Source organism: Methanosphaera sp. DEW79 (assembly GCF_003266085.1).
GTDB classification, from domain to species: Archaea; Methanobacteriota; Methanobacteria; order Methanobacteriales; family Methanobacteriaceae; genus Methanosphaera; species Methanosphaera stadtmanae.
Window position 1 is genome coordinate 1 of sequence record NZ_MUZW01000003.1, and the last position, 20,900, is coordinate 20,900.

18 protein-coding genes are annotated in these 20,900 nt (G+C 28.1%); 13 read left to right on the forward strand and 5 right to left on the reverse strand.

Annotation, left to right across the window (positions count from 1 at the left end):
• Nucleotides 1-49 precede the first annotated feature (49 nt).
• Nucleotides 50-1,738, reverse strand: a complete 1,689-nt coding sequence (ilvB, locus tag BZ132_RS00200) for a biosynthetic-type acetolactate synthase large subunit (protein ID WP_286940041.1) — start codon at nucleotides 1,736-1,738, stop codon at nucleotides 50-52.
• 301 nt (nucleotides 1,739-2,039) lie between these two features.
• Between ilvB and purD the strand changes: the two genes are divergently transcribed.
• The 5 genes from purD to BZ132_RS00225 all read left to right on the forward strand — a co-directional run bounded on the left by purD (nucleotide 2,040) and on the right by BZ132_RS00225 (nucleotide 7,464).
• Complete coding sequence (gene purD, locus BZ132_RS00205; RefSeq protein WP_011405648.1) at nucleotides 2,040-3,356, forward strand: phosphoribosylamine--glycine ligase; 1,317 nt, start codon at nucleotides 2,040-2,042, stop codon at nucleotides 3,354-3,356.
• Nucleotides 3,357-3,569: 213 nt separating this feature from the next.
• Nucleotides 3,570-4,478 carry an ornithine carbamoyltransferase gene (gene argF, locus BZ132_RS00210; protein ID WP_286940043.1) on the forward strand — a complete coding sequence of 303 codons (909 nt, stop codon included), beginning with the start codon at nucleotides 3,570-3,572 and terminating at the stop codon, nucleotides 4,476-4,478.
• 80 nt (nucleotides 4,479-4,558) lie between these two features.
• Entirely contained in the window at nucleotides 4,559-5,383 is an 825-nt protein-coding gene (gene hisF, locus BZ132_RS00215) for an imidazole glycerol phosphate synthase subunit HisF (protein ID WP_011405650.1), read from the forward strand.
• Between the two features lie 195 nt (nucleotides 5,384-5,578).
• A complete protein-coding gene (locus BZ132_RS00220) occupies nucleotides 5,579-6,508 on the forward strand; it encodes a hypothetical protein (RefSeq protein ID WP_286940045.1) in 930 nt (309 codons plus the stop codon).
• 32 nt (nucleotides 6,509-6,540) lie between these two features.
• Entirely contained in the window at nucleotides 6,541-7,464 is a 924-nt protein-coding gene (locus BZ132_RS00225) for a DNA glycosylase (RefSeq protein WP_048059662.1), read from the forward strand.
• Nucleotides 7,465-7,567: 103 nt separating this feature from the next.
• Here the strand turns inward: BZ132_RS00225 and BZ132_RS00230 are convergent, their stop codons facing one another.
• Entirely contained in the window at nucleotides 7,568-7,999 is a 432-nt protein-coding gene (locus BZ132_RS00230; protein ID WP_011405653.1) for a peptidylprolyl isomerase, read from the reverse strand.
• A gap of 197 nt (nucleotides 8,000-8,196) precedes the next feature.
• Between BZ132_RS00230 and BZ132_RS00235 the strand changes: the two genes are divergently transcribed.
• Nucleotides 8,197-9,945 (forward strand): helicase C-terminal domain-containing protein, encoded by a 1,749-nt coding sequence (locus tag BZ132_RS00235; protein WP_112149227.1) that lies wholly within the window; start codon nucleotides 8,197-8,199, stop codon nucleotides 9,943-9,945.
• A 30-nt stretch (nucleotides 9,946-9,975) separates the two neighbouring features.
• Here BZ132_RS00235 and BZ132_RS00240 read toward each other — a convergent pair whose 3' ends face one another.
• On the reverse strand, nucleotides 9,976-11,142 hold the full coding sequence (locus tag BZ132_RS00240; protein WP_112149228.1) for an aspartate aminotransferase family protein: 1,167 nt from the start codon (nucleotides 11,140-11,142) through the stop codon (nucleotides 9,976-9,978).
• A gap of 403 nt (nucleotides 11,143-11,545) precedes the next feature.
• On the opposite strand from BZ132_RS00240, the gene cobI reads away from it, so the two are divergent.
• Nucleotides 11,546-12,241 (forward strand): precorrin-2 C(20)-methyltransferase, encoded by a 696-nt coding sequence (gene cobI / locus BZ132_RS00245; RefSeq protein WP_011405656.1) that lies wholly within the window; start codon nucleotides 11,546-11,548, stop codon nucleotides 12,239-12,241.
• A 12-nt stretch (nucleotides 12,242-12,253) separates the two neighbouring features.
• Here the strand turns inward: cobI and BZ132_RS00250 are convergent, their stop codons facing one another.
• Nucleotides 12,254-13,351: a glycosyltransferase gene (locus tag BZ132_RS00250; protein WP_112149229.1), complete on the reverse strand. Its 1,098-nt coding sequence runs from the start codon at nucleotides 13,349-13,351 to the stop codon at nucleotides 12,254-12,256.
• 11 nt (nucleotides 13,352-13,362) lie between these two features.
• Nucleotides 13,363-13,692: a hypothetical protein gene (locus BZ132_RS00255; RefSeq protein WP_011405658.1), complete on the reverse strand. Its 330-nt coding sequence runs from the start codon at nucleotides 13,690-13,692 to the stop codon at nucleotides 13,363-13,365.
• 88 nt (nucleotides 13,693-13,780) lie between these two features.
• Here BZ132_RS00255 and BZ132_RS00260 point away from each other — a divergent pair, with 88 nt between their 5' ends.
• The 6 genes from BZ132_RS00260 to BZ132_RS00285 all read left to right on the forward strand — a co-directional run.
• Nucleotides 13,781-14,017 (forward strand): hypothetical protein, encoded by a 237-nt coding sequence (locus tag BZ132_RS00260; RefSeq protein WP_011405659.1) that lies wholly within the window; start codon nucleotides 13,781-13,783, stop codon nucleotides 14,015-14,017.
• A gap of 63 nt (nucleotides 14,018-14,080) precedes the next feature.
• The gene (locus BZ132_RS00265; protein WP_258393681.1) at nucleotides 14,081-14,992 is read left to right on the forward strand and encodes a glycosyltransferase family 2 protein; all 912 of its coding nucleotides are present in this window, start codon (nucleotides 14,081-14,083) and stop codon (nucleotides 14,990-14,992) included.
• A gap of 229 nt (nucleotides 14,993-15,221) precedes the next feature.
• Entirely contained in the window at nucleotides 15,222-17,636 is a 2,415-nt protein-coding gene (locus BZ132_RS00270) for a hypothetical protein (RefSeq protein WP_286940051.1), read from the forward strand.
• 207 nt (nucleotides 17,637-17,843) lie between these two features.
• Nucleotides 17,844-19,085, forward strand: coding sequence for a glycosyltransferase family 4 protein (locus tag BZ132_RS00275; protein ID WP_011405662.1), 1,242 nt, complete (start codon nucleotides 17,844-17,846; stop codon nucleotides 19,083-19,085).
• Between the two features lies 1 nt (nucleotide 19,086).
• Nucleotides 19,087-20,049 (forward strand): glycosyltransferase family 2 protein, encoded by a 963-nt coding sequence (locus BZ132_RS00280; RefSeq protein WP_286940052.1) that lies wholly within the window; start codon nucleotides 19,087-19,089, stop codon nucleotides 20,047-20,049.
• Nucleotides 20,050-20,261: 212 nt separating this feature from the next.
• Nucleotides 20,262-20,900, forward strand: a 639-nt coding sequence (locus BZ132_RS00285) for an Ig-like domain-containing protein (RefSeq protein ID WP_286940054.1), incomplete at its 3' end; no start/stop codon positions are given.

Sequence of the window (20,900 nt, forward strand, 5' to 3'; positions counted from 1 at the left end):
AAGTACTCCTGGCTTATTCTCTACTAATATACTAATGGTATGTTTAGGGTTAGTCATTATCTTCTTCCTCCAAATCACTAAAATCTGTTTTCATATTGTCAAGTCTACAACCTGGTGGAACTATAGGTAATAGTTCTTCAGAATCTATTGTAACATCTATCACTGTTGCTTCTCTTGATTTAAATGCATTCTGTATCGTTTCTCTTAATTCTCCAGGTTTTTCAACACGTTCTCCACATATTCCATAAGCTTCTGCTAATTTTACAAAATCAGGAGTTTCTGTTAATTTAGTAGCATAAACATGTTCATTAAATAATTTTTGAAGTTGAGATACCATTCCAAGGTATCTATTGTTAAGTATACATGTAACTATTGGCAAATCATTTTCTTTTATTGTTGCTAGTTCCTGTGATACCATTTGGAATCCTCCATCTCCCACTACTGCCAGAACATTTTCTTCTGGTTTTGCAACTTGTGCTCCCATTGCTGCTGGTAGTCCAAATCCCATTGTTCCTAGTCCTCCTGATGATATGAATGTTCTTGGATTTTTTGTTTTATAGTAGTGTGCCATCCACATCTGGTTTTGTCCTACATCTGTTGATACTATTGTTGTTGGTGTTACTGCTTCCATTATTTCCTTTATTGTTTCTTGTGGTTTTAGGGGAACTGTATCGTAGTTTATTTTAGGTTCTTTTTCCTTTTTTATTTGCATAAGATGTTTTGTCCATGTAGGCCTATTTGAAATTTGAACTTTTTTAATAAATTCATTTAATGTGATCTTTGCATCACCTACAATAGGGACATCTATAGGAATTGTTTTACCAATTTCTGCTGGATCTACATCTATTTGTATTTTTGTTGCATTTGGTGCATAATCTGTAATGTTACTTACACTTCTATCTGAGAATCTACATCCTATAGCAATTAAACAATCACATTCTGTTAGGGCTATGTTTGTTGATTCAATACCATGCATACCAATCATTCCAAGTGAAAGTTCATGGTCCTCTGATATTGATCCTTTTCCCATTAGTGTTGTTGCTATTGGTATGTTTGTTAGTGTTGCAAATTTCACTAATTCATCTGATGCATTTGATAGTATTACTCCTCCACCAGCAAGTATAATTGGCTTTTGTGACGTGTTTATTATCTCAATAGCCTTTTTTATCTGTTTTATATTTCCTTTTTTTGTTGGTTTATATCCTGGTGTTTGAGTATCTGGATGAATATCCTCAATATCTACATCTTCCTTAAGTGTATTATTTGGTAGGTCAATAACAACAGGACCAGGTCTTCCAGTTGATGCAATATAGAATGCTTTATCAACATATTCTGCTATTTGTTCCATAGTTCTTGGCTGGAAATTATGTTTACTAATAGGCATAGTAATTCCAAGAGTATCTACTTCTTGAAACACATCTTTTCCTATTAAATTTGTTGCTACTTGTCCTGTTAGGGCAATTATGGGTGATGAATCCATATGGGCTGTTGCAATACCTGTTGTGATATTGGTTGCTCCTGGACCAGAGGTTGCTAAACACACACCTATTTTCCCTGATGCTCGTGAGTATCCATCAGCTGCATGCACTGCTGCTTGTTCATGTCTAACTAAGATGTGATCAATATCTGATTCACAAAGCGCATCATAAAATGGTAACAATACTCCTCCAGGATAACCAAAGATAGTAGTTGTACCATTTTCTTTTAATTTCTTAATTAATAGTTCACTACCTTTCATTTTAACACCATTTTCTTATTGAGATTTATTTTTTTAATAATTTTTAAATATATATAATATATCTCTTTAGTATGTGTTATATTTTATTAGAATAATAGGGATATTTATTATAATTCTTACTTAATAATGATTTCTTTTAGTAGGAAAGTAATTCTAAATAAAAAAATAAAATTAATAAAAGTAAAGGGATATATTTATATATAATAAAATATTACGATAATAATTTTTTTTTATTAAGTACAAATACAGTACAAAAACAACAAGTACAAAAAATACCTTATTAACAGGACGTGATTATATAATGAAAATATTGATGGTAGGTAGCGGTGCACGTGAACATGCAATTGCTAAGGCATTAAATAAAACAGCAGATGTTTATACATATATGGGAAGAAAAAATCCTGGATTGGCAAGAATATCTAAAAATTATACAGTAAATGATGAATCTAATTTTAATGAAATTATTAAATTTGCACAAGAAAATAATGTGGAATTAGCATTTATTGGACCGGAAGCTCCACTTGAAATGGGAATAGTTGATGAACTTGAAAAAGAAGGAATACATTCTGTGGGTCCAACTAAAAGTGCAGCACAAATAGAAACAAACAAAGCATTCATGAGAAAACTCTTTGAAGATTATGATATTCCAGGATCAATTAAATATGGAACATTTTATGATTTAGATGAAGCTTATGAATTTATTGATAACTTTGATGAACCAGTAGTAGTAAAACCAATAGGATTAACTGGTGGAAAAGGAGTTAAAATTGTAGGGGATCAGTTAGCTGATAATGATGAAGCAAAAGAATATGTTAAAGAAATTTTCCATCAGAAAATGGGTGGATTTGAAGGAGTAGTAATTGAAGAATTATTACTTGGAGAAGAATACACAATACAAGCTTTTGTTGATGGAACACATCTTATACCAATGCCTGCTGCACAAGATCATCCACATGCATTTGTAGGAAATAAAGGACCAATTACTGGGGGAATGGGTTCATATTCAGATAAAAATCATTTACTACCATTTTTAACACAAGAAGATTATGATAAATCAGTAGAAATAATGGAAAAAACAATAAAAGCAATAGCAAAAGAACAAGAACCATATAAAGGAATATTATATGGTCAATTCATGTTATGTAAAGATGGTCCAAAAGTAATAGAATACAATGCAAGATTTGGAGATCCGGAATCTATGAATGTATTATCAGTAATAGATGATGATTTAGCAAAAATATCTAAACAAATAGTAGATGGAACATTAGATTCAGTGAATTTCCTTAATAAATCCTCAGTATGTAAGTATGTGGTACCTGATAAATATCCAAATACCCACGTTGCAGATACTGTTGTTGATGTGGATGAAGATAAAATCAATGAATTAGGAGCACAAGTATTTTATGCAGCAGTTTATCAGGATATGGATGATTCTATTAAATTAACTTCATCAAGAGCATTAGGAGTACTTGCAGTAAAAGATTCTATTAAAGAAGCAGAAAAAATCTGTGAAGAAGCTATAAAATATGTTAAAGGTGAAGTATACCATAGAAATGATGTTGCTACTGAAGAATTATTAAATGAAAAAATCAAACACATGGAAGAAGTTAGATTGTAATCTAACAACCTACTTTTTTTATTATCAAAATTAAATAAAAATCCATATAATTCTACACTACATTTTTAATAACTTAAATTTTTACTACAAATACGAGTTAATTATTCATGTTATCTATTTTTAAGTTACTTATTTTAAGAACTAGTAACATAATAATATATTATTTATTATTAAAATTATGAATTAATAATTTTTTTAGGGAAGGATTCGAAAATGAAAAACTTATTATCAATGTCTGATGCAAAAAATGAAGTAAATGCAATATTAGAAATAGCATCAGGTTTAAAATCAGGTGAAATAACTGAAAAACCACTAACAAACAAATATATTGGAATGATTTTTGAAAAATCATCAACAAGAACAAGAGTATCATTTGAAGTTGGAATTCATCAACTAGGTGGAACTCCATTGTATCTTTCAAGTAAAGACCTACAATTAAATAGGGGAGAACCAATAGAAGATACTGCAAGGGTATTATCACGTTTTCTTGATGGAATAATGATAAGAGCAAAAAAACATGAAAATGTAGAAGAATTAGTACAATACTCCACAATACCTATTATAAGTGGATTAACAGATAAAGAACATCCATGTCAAATTTTTGCTGATTTATTAACAATAAAAGAATATAAAGGCGATTTTAACGATAAAAAAATCGTGTTTATAGGTGATGGAAACAATGTATGTAACTCTTTATTACTAGCAGCAGCCTATGTTGGAATGGATATGACAGTAGCTTGTCCTGAAGGCTATGAACCAAATGAAAAAATATATACACTTGCAAAACAAGAAGCTCAAAAAACTAATTCAACAATAAAAATTGAAAACAATGTAAATGAAGCAGTAAAAGATGCAGATGTATTATATACTGATGTATGGGTAAGTATGGGTGATGAAGATGAACAAGATGAAAGAGAAAGAATCTTCAAACCATATCAAATTAACAATGAATTATTATCACAAGCAAAAGATGATGCAATAGTAATGCACTGTTTACCTGCAATAAGAGATCAAGAAATAACAGCAGATGTAATGGTATCGCCTCAATCAGCAATATGGGATCAAGCTGAAAATAGATTACATGCACAAAAAGCAATACTATATCATATTTTTAAAGAATAAAAGAATTTACCTTCCCATAAAATCTTTTATTAATCATCATCCAAAGTTATATATTTATTTTTTAATTATGAAGTGATAATATGTTATCAAAAAGAATCATACCATGTTTAGACTGTGATCTACAAGTACCTGAGGGTAGAGTAGTTAAAGGAGTAGAATTTAAACAAATACGTTATGCTGGAAATCCAGTTGAATTAGCAACAAAATACTATGAACAAGGGGCAGATGAAATAGTATTTTTGGATATAACAGCTTCCCATGAACGTAGATCTACAATGGCTGACGTAATTGAAAAAACAGTTGAAAATGTATTCACACCAATCTGTGTAGGTGGAGGAATACGAGAAGTAAAAGACTATGTGGCAATGCTTAAAGCAGGAGCAGATAAATGTTCAACAAATACTGCTGCAATAAAAGATCCGTCCCTTATAAACAGAGCATCTGAGCATGTTGGAAGTCAAGCATGTGTAATTGGTATTGATGCTAAAAGAAGATATGTTGAAAATCCATCAGAATCTGATGAACATTATATTGTAGAAACAAATGATGGATATTGTTGGTTTGACTGTAGTATTTATGGTGGACGTGAATTTACTGGAATTGATGCAGTTAAATGGGCAATAGAATGTGAAGAAAGAGGTGCTGGAGAAATACTCTTAACAAGTATGGATAGGGATGGTACAAAGATAGGTTATGATTTAGAACTGACAAAAACAATAAGTGAAAATGTTTCCATACCTGTAATAGCATCTGGTGGTGTGGGAAATCCTGAACATATCTATGATTCATTTTCTAAAGGAAAAGCTGATGCAGCATTAGCAGCAAGTATATTTCACTTTGATGAATATCCAATACCTCAAGTAAAAAACTACTTAAAAGATAAAAATATTCCAATTAGAATATAATTTAATATTTTTACTTTCTACTTTTTTTAAGAATATTTAATATCACTTCTAACATATTAATAATTAAATAAATAGAATACTTATGGTTATCATGACATTTTTTAGAGTTTTAAAAATATAACAATGATATTAATAGATTTTTAGTATTCGATAGGGTTAGATATTTAGAAAAACACTTTTTATGAAGGAGAAACTATGACATTAATAATAAGTATAACAACGCCTAATGGAATAATAATGGCTTCAGACAGTAGACAAACATTAAAAAATCCAAAACAAATGACAAGGATATCTACAAATTATGCAAATAAATTATTTGCTGTGAATGAAAGAATAATTGTTGGAACAGCAGGAATGGCATTTTTTGCCGATGAAACTGGTGTTCAAAGAAGTGTATCAACATATGTAAATGATTTCTGCAATACTAAATATTTAAATAATATGTCAGTAAAGGATGTGGCTACAGAGCTTCATTCATATATCAACAGTAAATATCCATGGAAAAAACAATTAGAAGCCTCAGCACAACAATTTAAATTAGATGCACAAAGTAAGGGACTAAATATTCTATCATTAGAAACAAAGGATAATGTTGTAGAATTTAAAGTTAAACATCCAAATGGTATGATTGAAACTGGAAATATATCTGTTGAACCAATTAATCTTTTAATAAGTGGATTTAATACTGATGGTTCATTTGAAACATATGAATCAATTTCTCCGGGTAATATTCAAGTAAAACGTGAAACTGATAATTATGGTTGCACATGGATAGGACAGGGGGATGTAGTATCACGTATGATTTTAGGATATGATGCTAAAATATTTAATACCTCTTTATTTCAGGGAATATCATCAACAACTTCACAACAAGATATTATAAAACAATTACAAGGACTAGAATACAACATACCTTGGCCATTACTAACACTACAGGATGCTGTGGACTTGGCAGTATTTTTAATAAAATCAACATCTATAATACAAAGATATGCTGATGGAATAACTATGGATGGTGGAGATATACAGGGGGTTGGCGGACCAATAGATGTTGCTATAATAACTAGAAAGGATGGAATCAAGTGGATAAAACAAAAACAAGTGATTTATCCTTCATTTGATTAAAAACTTTTTTTTTATTTTTTTTGGTGTTTATAATGTTTAGTGGAGAATTTATAGTAGATTTCAATGAATATGTGGGTGATTTTGATTTAATTTTAACAATGAATTCTGGTCAGACAAGTCAACCGCCATGGAAAATGGATGATAATAACTACTATGAAATAATACTGATTGATAATATTGATGTTTTAGTAAAAATAAGTCAAGAAAAATTAAATGATCCTCTAATTGTAAAATATTTCTCTAAAGAGGAATTTAATGTAGAAAAACTTAGAACTAAACTATTTTATATCTTTGATTTAGATTATAATATTAATGAAGTTTATGATTTTCTTGAAGAAAATAGTCAGTTAAGTGATGTTTATGAATTTAATAGGGGTTTAAGGTTATTTAAGTCACAATTTCCATTTGAATGTATTATTTCCTCTATCTGTTCTGCAAATAATTCAATAAAACGTTGGACAAAATCACTGTATGATATACGTAGATTTTGTGGTAGAAGTGTGGTTTTTGGTAAAGATACATACTATGTATTTCCAAGAGAGGAAGTCTTTATTAATATGAGTCTTGATGAATTAAAGAATTGTGGTGTGGGATATAGAAATAAGTATATGTTAAATTCCACAGAAAAAATAAGGGATTCTATAGATTTTCATGAAAATATCTTTAAATTATCATATAAAAAAGCATATAATGAAATTATAAAACTTGAGGGTGTTGGTCCAAAGGTAGCAGATTGTATATTGCTCTATGGTTATAATAAACATGAAGCATATCCTGTTGATGTTTGGATTAATAGAATAACAACATATCTTTATTTTAAAAATCAGAAAGTATCTAATGGAAAAATATCTTCATTTGCACATGAAACATTTGGTATGTATGCAGGTTATATTCAGTTATATCTTTTTAATTATGCAAGATTATCTGGTTTAATGAGTAAATTAAAAGAAATCTAATCTTCTAAAAGGAAATGTATTTTAGGGGGTCAGGGTAGAATGAATATTACATAAATTCTATATAATAATATGTTTTTCTTAATATATTAATGTTGTTTTATCTTTATTCATCAATTATTGTTATAGTGTTCATAACATCGCCTTGTCTGATTTTATAAACAACATCCATACCTTCAATAACCTGTCCAAATACTGTGTGAACTCCATCAAGATGTGGTTGTGGGCTGTGTGTTATGAAAAATTGACTTCCACCTGTATCTTTTCCTGCATGTGCCATGGATAATGCTCCAGTACCATGTTTATGTGGATTACCTTCTGTTTCACATTTTATTGTGTAACCTGGTCCACCTGTTCCATTACCATTGGGACATCCACCTTGAATTACAAAGTCAGGAATTACTCTGTGGAATGTAAGTCCATCATAAAATCCTTTATTAGCTAATTTTTCAAAATTTGCTACTGTTCCAGGTGCTTCATTAGGGAATAATTCTAATGTAATATCACCTTTTTCAGTTTTAATAATTGCTTTTTTCATTATTTCACCTTTGTTATATGTATATATTATTTTTACAATTAAAATATCTTATTTTATTATTAATGATTTTATTTGAATTTTTCAATAACATCTCTTAATACTTCAGGTATCTGGTGTATTTATTTTATACTTGAATATCTTATGAATGATTTTTAAATCAACTAAATAATAAAGTATGAATAATAAATATAAAAACTATGAATACGATATTTTGCCCAGATTGTGGAATGATAAGAAATAAATGCATATGTTCTAAGAAAGAGAAAAATCAAAATTCCCTCATTAGCAGACCTTCTACTGAGGAAAAAGAGTCTCTTCAACAACAACATCCCGATATAGACGATGAAATAATTGAAAACTTTCCATTTAAACAAGCAAGACATAATCAATTAGAACTCATAACAGAAATATTAAATGCTTTTGAGTCAGATAAACGTTATGTTATACTTGAAGCAGGAACAGGAACAGGAAAATCAGCTATTGCAGCAACCCTTGCTCAAATTCTACAACCAGCATATATTCTTACAATGACAAAACAATTACAAAGACAATATGCTGATGAATTTGGTTATGCTCAAGTTAAGGGAAGAAATAATTTCTCATGTATGGATAGTGGTTCTTTAAATACATGTGATCAAGGAACATGTCAAACAAGTAGAACAACAGAGGAATTTGCTTGTCCATATGGTATTAAAATAGAACAAAATAAACAGAAAAATATGGAAGATGATGATAATACCCAGTACTACAATACACCATTTTCATTTAAATCATCAGAACATTGTCCATATTGGAATCAGAAATCTATTGCAATAAATGAGCCTGTTACATTACTAAATTATGATTATGCATATCTTGAATTAAATTATGTGCAACATTTCCAAAAAAGAAATATAATGATACTTGATGAGGCCCATAATATTGAAGATAAGATAATGCATAAATTAGAACTTAATATTTCTGATAAACAGTTAAAAAAAGATATTAATCAGTCTATACCAAGAGAAATGATGTCATTTACAGATATTAAAGATTGGATTGCATTTCTTGAATCCATATTTGATTCATATAATGATATATATACAAACAATCTTACTAAGAAAAAAGCAGATAGAATAGAACGTACAAAAAGAAAACTCAAAGAAATCACTGAAAATATTAAGAAAAATCCTGAAAATTGGGTTGTTTCATTTGAAGGTGAGGTTGTTTCATTTAAACCACTTAAAGTGGATATGTATGCTGAGGATACATTGTTCCAGTATGCTGATAAGATATTATTTATGAGTGCAACTATACTTGATAAGGATTTGTTTTGTAAATGGTTAGGTTTAAATTCAGATGATGTTTATTATATACACAGTGAAAGTCCATTTAAAAAAGAGTATAGGCCAATACATATGAGACTAGTGGGGTCAATGGCTAAACGTGCTCTTTGGCATACAGCACCAAAAACAATACCTGTACTTCGAGATATAATGGATGAACATAAAAATGAGAAGGGTTTAATTCATACAAATAGTTATAAATGTCAAAAATATATAACAGACCATATTAAAGACCAAAGAATACTATCTCATTCACCTAAATCAAGGGATCAAATACTAGCAGAATTTGAAAGATCATCAAATCCTTATGTTTTAGTAAGTCCTTCCATGAGTGAAGGAGTAGATTTACCATATGAGAAGTGTCAATTCCAAATTATATATAAGGTACCTTATCCATATCTTGGAGATAAACAGATAAATGAAAGAAAAAATATTGATCCACAATGGTATGCATATAAAACAATAATGACATTAATGCAGGCATATGGTAGGGGAATGAGAGCAGAAAATGATAGTTGTGATACATACATCTTAGATAAAAATATACAATCAATTCTTAGAAATAAGATGTATAGAAAACTAATACCGAAATTCTTTAGAGAAGCCATTACTAATAAATAGAAAAAAGTTATTTAAAAAAAAGAAAGGAAGTTATGGTAAAATTTCATCAATAACTTCTACTACTTCATCTAATTCTTCTTTTGTAATTACAAGAGGTGGTACAAATCTAATTACATTACCATTTGCAACGTTTATAAGAACTCCTTTTTCTTGTGCTTTTTCAACTAGATTACCACAATCATAGTTAAGTTCTACACCTACCATTAATCCATGTCCACGTACATCAACAATACAGTCATGTTTTTCTTTAAGATTAGCTAGTTTTTCCATGAAGTATTCACCATTTTCTTTGGATTTATTAACTAGATCTTCTTCTTCATAAATATCAAGAACACATGATGCAACTGCAGTTACTAGGGCTGTTCCACCAAAGGTGGATGCATGGTCTCCTGGATTAAATCCACTTGCTACTTTAGCACTACTTAATACAACACCCATTGGTAGTCCTCCAGCTATAGCTTTTGCACATGTTGTAATATCTGGAACTGTGTTTGTTAGTTCTGAAGCAAAGAATTTACCTGTACGTCCAAATCCTGTTTGTACTTCATCAAATATTAAGAGAATTCCATTTTCATCACAGATTTTTCTAAGTTGTGGTAGGTAATCATCATCAGGTACACGTACACCACTTTCTCCTTGTATTGGTTCTACAAGTATTGCTGCAGTATTTTCTGTTATTGCATCTTTTACTTGGTCAATATCGTTGTAGTCTACATGAATAAATCCTTGTGGTAATGGATCTAATCCTTTCTGGTATTTTGGTTGTCCTGTTGCTGTTATTGTAGCAAGTGTTCTTCCATGGAATGAATTTTTCATTGCAATAATTTCACTTTTTCCAGTGTATTTTCTTGCAAGTTTTATAGCACCTTCATTTGCTTCTGCTCCACTGTTTGCAAAGAATACTTTTTCATGTGGAGAGAGTTCAACAAGTCTTTTTGCATATTCTGCTTGTTCTTCTGTGTAGTATAGGTTTGATACGTGTATGAGTTTTTTTGCTTGTTGTGAGAGTGTTTGGGCTATTTTTTCATGTGTATGTCCAATACTATTTACTGCTATTCCCGCTACACAGTCGATGTATTTATTTCCTTCTTTATCATACACAATACTTCCATGTCCATGATCTAGTACAAGATCATATCTTCCATATGTATGCATTACATATTTATCTAATGTTTCTTTTACTTGGTTGGTGTTCATTTTAATACTCCTTAATTATTATAGTATTGATGAAATAAGTTACTATAATTATACTATATATTAGTATGTTTAAGTTTAAGTTTAAAGTTTACTACTAGTAGTTATGATGTTANATGGTGTTTTAGAATCTTACTCAACATACTTTTTTTTTAAATTTCATTTTGATTTTCTATAATTTAAAAGATGGTCCATGTCATGGATATATTTCCATAAAATCCCTTATCAGATTTATTTTAGTTTCATCTCTATTTTTTTAAATCCTTCTATAAAAATTATATATATTTTATATGTGTATAATAGTAGTATAAAATGAATATAATCTTTAAATAAAGTTTACTTTAGTTTTTTTAAGTAAATTAAGGTTTTATTATTTTTTATTAAACAGATAAGGATAGAAAATATTATGGAAATTGGAAAATTATATGGTTTAGGGGTAGGACCAGGAGACCCTGAACTTGTAACATTAAAAGCAGCAAGAATTATTAAAGAAACAGATATTATATTTGCTCCACAATCACGTAATGGTAAACCAAGTGTAGCATTAAATATAGTTCAAAATATAATTGATGAAAGAGAAGAAGAATGTGAAATATTACAACCATTATTCCCTATGACTGAAGATAAAGATGAATTAGCAAAATCATGGGATGATGCTGCAGAAATGTTATTTGAAAAACTGTCTAATGGTTTAAATGCAGTATTTGTGACTTTAGGTGATCCTACAGTATTTAGTACATTTTCTTATGTTTCTAAAAGATTACAAAAAAAGGGTGTTGAAGTAGAATTAGTTCCAGGTATAACATCATTCACTGCATGTTCCACAACAGCAGGAATTCAATTAACAGAACAAGATGATATTATGGTTGTAGTACCACAAGTAGATGAAAGATTACCTAAATTATTACCATATGTTGATACGTTAGTTGCAATGAAAACTTCAAGACATTTAGATGTATTAGAAGATTGTATAAATAAAGATCCAAGAGAAAAAGAAATAGTATCTGTTCAAAACTGTACAATGGAAGATGAAAATGTTGTACACGGATTTGTAGATAATAAAAAGTATTTTTCAACTAGTATAATTAAGTTTAAAAAATAATCTTCTTTTTTTTTAAAACTTTTTAACTAGTTTATCACATAAATCATTCCAATTGAAGTTATCATATACTATTTTTTGAATCTCAGAGGGATTTCTTTTAAGTTTATTCCAATTATTAATTGTATATTCAAGAGTTTCCTTTAAATCATTAGTGTCATGATTAATTATTTTACCATAACTTGTTTTATTTATTATATCAGGAGATCCTCCAACATTTGTGGAGATAATATAATTTCCATGATATGCAGCCTCAAGTGTTGATATTCCAAAGCTTTCTTTTTTCGATGTGCAACAATATATACTTGATTTAGCATATTCTTGTGAGAGAAGATTTTTATCAGAAATATATCCTTTTAATATGATTTTATCTTTAAGTTCAGGTTTATTTTCAAATAAATTATTTATAAATTCTTTCATATCATCCATTACTCTACCAATAAGAACTAATCTCCATTCTTCTAAATTAATAGTAGTAATAACTTGAAGAAGCATATCTATTGACTTATTTTTTTTCTCAATATATCCAACATAGAGTATTATTTTTTCTTTATTGTTAATGTTAGTATTATTTTTCATGATACCATTGGGAAGATATAGTAACTTCTTAGGACTTATTATGTTACTTGTTTTTAGTGTATTGTAGTTTCGTCTTGTTTCAATACTAATAACATTTATGAATTTAAATAGGATTTTTACAAGAAATCTTCTTATCATTGGAAGTATACCTTTTCTTTTAACTAAAAAATCAATGTAATCATTGTTAGCATCTAATTTAAGATATATTTTTCCATGGGGATTGTATAATTTATATATTAGAACATACCATGGAAGAACATTGTATCGTAGATGATAGAATTGTATTATATCGATATTTTTAGCATTTTTCTTAATATACTCCATTACATCTTTTTTTTCATTCTTTGTATTATTTAGATAATTGATTTTTAAGTTATTATTTTTAAGTATTGTGTCGATGTAGGTGTAATTATCATTGTTGTAGGTGGTTATAGTACAATTATAATACTTAGCTAGGATATAGGGAATCATTCCCACATCCTTTGTAAGTATGTAATTGTATAATCCTGGAAATATACAGTTATACTTCTTCAATTTAATTCTCCTTAATTTTTAAAACAATATATTTCTACTTGTTTTCGTATTGTATGTGTTAATTCTTTTTCATCAGCTTGAATAGGCATTCTAAGTTCATCAAGAAGTTCAAAGTCTGTATCAATTATTTCTTCAACTCTATATATAAACCAACTTGTTGATTCGTCTTTTTCTTTTCTATTGAATAATGGATAATCAAATTCTTCTTTATTAAAACCATTTTTTCCACTATATTCTATTGTCATCTCATCATCATTATGTAAAATAATTTCTACTTCTTTAATTCCCTTATTTTCCTTTAAATCTATAAATCGATAACGATATGTTTCATAATTTATCATTGTAAACACTTGTATATTTTAATAATTGTTATTATATTATAAATGATATATAAGTATAGTAAATAAGAAAGTTTTTAGGTTGGATAATATGAAAGATAGTTTAAGTATAGATGATATAGACTTTGAAAAAGTAATAGATATGGGAAAATTTTCTTTATTTTTTTTAAGTGGAGTTGCTGTAGGTTATGGTATTAAAAAAATAGTTGATTCAGAAGAATTTGAATCTTTAAAAAGTACAATTCTAGATTCTATTGGTAACTCTGAAGATGAGGAAGTTCATCAAATTCCTATTAGTGATGTTGATGAAAGTTCTGAAGATGAATAGATAATATTTTTTATTTAACTTTTTTTTGGGGGATTATTTATTTACAAAGATAAAGTATCAATAATATTATTAAATTGGAATGGACATGAAGATACTGTGGAATGTTTGGAATCATTAAAACATGTTAATTATGATTTTTATGATATATATCTTGTAGATAATGATTCAAAAAAAGAATCTGTTGATTATATTCTTAATTATTTAGAAAATGATTCTTATTATTCACATAGTCTTGTTTTAAAAAATCAACTATATAATTATGTAAAATCAGATGATGTTGATATTTTATTTATAATTAATGATGAAAATTCAGGATTTGCTGGTGGAAATAATGTTGCCCTAAACTATATTTTAAAAACTAAGCTAACAGATTATGTTCTACTATTAAATAATGATACTATTGTATCACCTGATTTTATAGATGGATTGATTAGTAAGTTTAATGAATCAGATGACACTGGATTTGTTGGAATAAAACATTATTATTATCATGAAAGAAATAAGTTACAAACTGTTGGTGGAGGTATTATTGATTTAGTTCATGGTGAGGCTATGGCTGTTTTTGATGATACTAGGGATTCATTTGATTTTATTACAGGTTCGTGTATATTCACATCAGTTGATGTTTTAGATGAAGTTGGTACTATGAATGAGGATTTTTTCATGTACTGGGAGGATGTTGACTGGTCTAGTTGTGTTTGTGAACATGGTTATAAATTAAGAATTTCTAATAGGGGATGTATATATCATAAAGAAGGAGCTTCAATAAAATCATTATCTAGATTATATTACCACATGCGTAATAGAATATTCTATATGAAACGTCATACTAGTGGTTTAATCTATTATAAATTCATTATTTACATTGTATTGTTTGCACTTAAAGAATTCTTTATGAATATTTATAAAAATCCCAAATATTCTAAAGTTATTATAAATGGATTAAAAGATGGATTACTAAAACAAAATAAGTAATTTAAATCTAGATAATAACACTCTCTTTTTACAAATCTTTTTTTAAATATATTAATAAAACTTGAATTAGTCCTTATTTTATCTAATCTAATATATAGTTTGAATAACATAATAATAATAATAACAGAAAATCTGTTTAATATAATAAAAAAAGAATTCATATTGATATAAATATTCACATTTAATAAAGAATTTGGAGGAAAACCTTATTAAAATTAAAAAGATAAGCATGATTTTATTACTACTTGTCTGTTTATTTATGTTAGTATCAACTGTCTGTGCATCAGAGACCAACACTACAGATAATACAAACATACAAATAACAACAGAGGGTGCTGGCACAAATCATGTATTAGAGACAAAATCTCTAAAAAAATCTTCAGTAAATATGAATAAAGAAGTGTCTTTAAAAAATAACACTATAACAAAACCTATTACAAAAAGTATAAAACAAGAAACTTCTACTAAAACAAATATAACAAAAACAACACCTAAAACTACTGTAAAAAATAACACTGTAACAAAAACTACTACAAAACAAGCCACTATTAAACCAAATAGAACTATATATATAAGTAATTCTGGTTCAGATAAAAATAATGGTTCACAAAAAGCTCCATTTAGAACATTAAACTATGCATGTGACTATGCAATGACTCATTCTGATGTTAATTTAATATACATATATAATGGACAGTACAGAGTTAATCAAACAATATCAATTACGAAAAATATTAATATTACAGGACAAAGCAAACCAAATACTCTTATAAAACTAGAAAATGCACGTTTATTTGAATTAAATAAAACAAAAATAACTTTTAATATCAGTAAATTAACAGTAAAAAATGGTAATACCACCACATATGGTGCAGTAATTAAGATTAATTCACCATCAACAACATTGTATGTAAATAACATATCATGTATGAATAATAAGGGAAGTCAAGGTGGTGCAATAGGAGTATTGTCCAGTAATAACAGAGTTTATATTAAAGATTCAACATTTAAAAATAATATAGCAACTGTACGTGGAGGAGCACTATGTTTTTCTGATAGAAGTAATGTGGTAGATATAATAAACTGTTTATTTGTAAATAATACAGTTCAAACAGAACACTCCATGTCTGATACCTTAGGTACAGGTGGTGCAATATATTCTGGAGGAAATACTAGTTTAGTTGTAAGTAACTCTTCATTTGGACAAAATACTGCAGGTTGTGCAGGAGCAATATACAATGCAAATAATGGGACCTTGATTATAAATTCATCATCATTCACATCTAATAGAGCAGAATATGAATCAAAATTAGGATATGGTGGAGCAATAATGATTGGTAATGGATTTTTAACAGTTAAAAAATCCACATTCAGATATAACTATGCTCTAAATGGTGGTGCTATTAGTATAAACAGTGGAACTAACGCATCAATATTCTCAACCCTCTTTTATAATAATCATGCTAGAGAAACAGGTGGAGCAATATCATGTTTTGCAGATTTATTAATTGACAACACAACATTCACATCAAATAAAGCAGATAAATATGGTGGAGCATTCTATAACATAGGTGCAAGTGATATAATCTCAATAAACAACACAATATTCACTTCAAATAAAGCAACAAATAATAAAATTATAACATATGGTGGAGCAATCTGTGGAAGAGGATTCATGTCAGTATATAACATAACAAATTCAAGATTTAACAACAACTTGGCAAGTTATGGTGGAGCTATAAGTTCAGAATCAACATATCTAACTTGGACTCTTAAAAATACTCAATTTAACAACAACGTTGCAAAGTACGCAAGTTCAAGAGGTGGAGCATTCTACATGGAATCAATTAGAAGTCAAGCATATATTGAAGCATGTTCCTTTAAAAATAACACTCTCGCTGGTGGTGGTAAATCATATGGTGGTGCTATATCAATATTTGGAAAAGAAAATATCATCTCTGTTAGAAGCACATATTGTAATGGAAATCTTGCACAATATGGTGGAGCATTATATAATCATATGGATAATTACCTTGTTGTAGCAAACTCAGAATTTATTAAGAATAAAGCTCCTGGAAAATGGGGTCGTGGAGGAGCAATATTTGCTAATGATGATCTTAGAATCTTAGACTCTGTATTTTTAGATAATACTGCAGGATTTGCTGGAGGAGCAATATTTGTAAATAAAACCTGTCAAATAGTAGGTTCTTCATTATATAATAATAAAGCAGGAAATAACAATGGAAATAACATATATTCAACTACGCAAGTTAAAGGAGAATATAATTGGTGGGGTTATAATAACATAAGTATGATTAAGAAAAATAATTATAATGTTAATGATGACTGTCCAATAGTATTTAGTGGGCATATTTATAACTGTAGATATAATCCAATATCAAATGTTACAATTTACACAGTATATGCAGATACATACTTCTATAATGATAATGGTACACTACGTAGTACAACTCATGTAATACCTCCAAGAAACATCACAATCTTCAATAATAAAACACCACAAACAAAAACAGTAGAACTAAATTATAAGGGATATTATCAGTATATAATTCCTGGAAAAGTATACACAACTATTAATGTAAGATTAGATGGTACAACATTGAAACTTATATACATAGCATAACTAAGATGTAAGATTTAAAGATCCTTTCATTTTACTTTTTTTTAAATTTTCATTTTTTATAAAAGACCTATTTTTTCTATAAAATATCTATATAATTTTTTTATTTAACTACATCTAGTTAATTTAAATAATATATAAAAAAACAAATATAAATATTAATTAGTAATTTTTTTAGAAGATTAATGATAGGGAATAAAAGGGGATAAAATGACTAAACAATTAAAGATAGCAGTTTTTCATAACCTGCCTTCTGGAGGAGCTAAGAGATCATTATATACATATATTGATTATTTAACAAAGCATGGACATATTGTAGATGTGTTCATACCAGAAACAGCTAATGAGGAATATTTACCATTAGAACCAATAGCTAATAATGTAATTAAATACGATGTAAAACCTAGTTTTTTCAGAGAGAAAATTTATTCAATATTCAGTTATGTACCAGCTATTATTAAGAAAGTATCTCTAAACAACGTTTTCAATACTGAAAAAAAAATAGCTGTAGATTTAAATTCATCAGATTATGATATAATCTACTGTGAACAGGATCAATTTACAATGACTCCCATAATCTTTAAATATTTAACAAAACCTAATCTATACTACTGTCAACAGCCAATTAGAACTGATAAAATACTAAAAATAGTAAATAATCAAAAGAAAAAGTCAAGCATATTTAATAATAGATTAATTAAGCCATTTGCACAATATTTTGTTAATTATGTTGAAACAAGGGATTATGAAAGGGATCTTGAATTTGCACAGTACTCAACAAATCTTCTTGCAAACTCATATTTTAGTCATGAAAATATTCTAAGACAATATGGTAAAAATGCATATGTGTCATATATTGGTGTGGATACTAGTATGTTTAAACCATATAATCTTGAAAGAGAAAACTTCGTACTATCTGTTGGTACATGTATACCACCAAAGGGTTATGATTTTCTAATTAAAGCAATAGCACATATACCAGAAAATCAAAGACCTAAACTAGTTCTAGTAGGTAACAGTAGTGATGAAGGATGGGTAAACTATCTTAAAACATTAGCCAATAGGAAGAATGTAAAACTAGATATTCATTCAATGATTTCAGATGTTGAATTAATTAAGCTATATAATACAGCTAAATTAGTTGTATATGCACCATACTTAGAACCTTTTGGATATGTTCCATTAGAAGCAATGGCTTGTGGAACACCTGTTGTTGGAGTTAAAGAGGGAGGAGTTAAAGAAACAGTACAACATAATAAAACAGGACTTTTAACTCAAAGAGATGAAAAATCATTTGCAAAGGCAATAATTACCCTATCAAATAACAAGGAACTATGGAATAAATTTTCATACAATGGAATTAAAACCATACAATCCTATTGGACATTAGAACATGCAGGTAACAGATTATTAAATCATATATATAGAATTTTGGATAATCAAGATGATTAAAATGACAAAACCATTAGTATCAATAATATTATTAAATTGGAATGGGTATGATGATACATTAGAAGCATTAGAATCATTATATCAAATAAACTATCCTAACTATAATGTGATTGTTGTTGATAATCATTCAACAAATGAATCTATAGAAAAAATAACTGAATATGCAAAGGGAAATATTAGAATTGAAACTGAATTTACAAAATATCAAAATAATAAACCCATTCAATTAACACATATAATGGAAGATAATTTGAATAAACAAGTAGATAACACTTCAACAATAGAAAAAAAGAAATTATTACTTATAGAAAATTATGAAAATTATGGTTTTGCAAGGGGAAACAACATAGCCATTGATTATACCTTAAAACATGATAATCCAGAGTATGTATTATTATTAAATAATGATACTATTGTAGATGCTAACTTTTTAGATAATATGGTTGATGTAGCATTAAATGATGATAAAATAGGTATTATAGGTCCAAAATTTTATTATTATGATTATGAAGGAGTGCATGATAAAATATGGTGTATTGGAAGTGTTGTGGATTTAGATGAATATCCTGGACATCATAGTATAATGGATGAGGAAAACTATGATATTTCAGGTAATGTTGTTGAATGTGACTGGGTTTCAGGTGCAGGATTACTTATTAAAAGTTCGTTAATTCCAGAGAATTATCTTGATACTAGCTTCTTTTTTGGTTGTGAAGATGTTGATTTAGCAGTCACTGTTAAAAATAAGGGTTATAAGGTAGTGACTGTAATGAATTCTATCGTATGGCATAAGGTTGGAATGTCAAGACATAAGCATTCTACCTTTCATACAGAATATAATCATATTAAAACAAATTTGCAGTTTATTAAAAAGCATAAAAAACATTATTATCTTCATTTGCCAATCTATGGTTATCAAATCTTTAAATTGTATGTGAAAGCTATTGTTAATAGATTTTCTTAATTTAAATTCCTAATTTAAAAGAGAATAATTATTACTTTTTCATATTTTTTTATTAAAAAAGCTATAGTTTTAAATAATAACACCAAGTAATATAACATAAACCTACTTTTAATAAGTAAGGTTTTTAGAAGAATTAATTTATTATAATAGAATTTTATTAAATAATTTAATTAGGGGTTGTTAAGATTAAAAAACTATTTATCATAGTCTTAATGTCTATGATATTATTAGGTATATCAGCAGTATCTGCAGAAAATACTACACACAGTATAACTGATACTCCAACAGTATCAACCAGTACTGCAGATATGTCTAAAACAGTTTCCACTAAAACTGTAGCAGAAAATACAGAAGTTAGTGAAAATACATATATAAATCATGCAAAAACAAATGAAGTTACACACTCAACCACACAAAAAGAGGTCACACAAAAATCCATAAAAACAGCACAAGACTTATCAAGTACAAATAAATCATTAAAAGGTACTATACCAACAAGAATGTCAGTAACTAATAAAATAACAACATATAATACAAAAGTACAATTAACAGCAACAGTAGTTAACAATAAAACAAATGAATATGTAACAGAAGGTAATGTAACCTTTAAAATCAATAATTCACCAATTGCAACATCAAAAATAACTAATGGAAAAGCACATTGTACATATAATCCAATTAATTTAACACCAAAAAAATACACAATTACAGCAATATATTCTGGAACCCATGTATTTAAAAATTCATCAGCAACAGGAACATTAACAGTAACTAAGAAAAACAGTAACATGGTATTATCTGACAAAGTAATATCATATGGAAATAAAGTTCAGCTAGTAGCTACAATCACT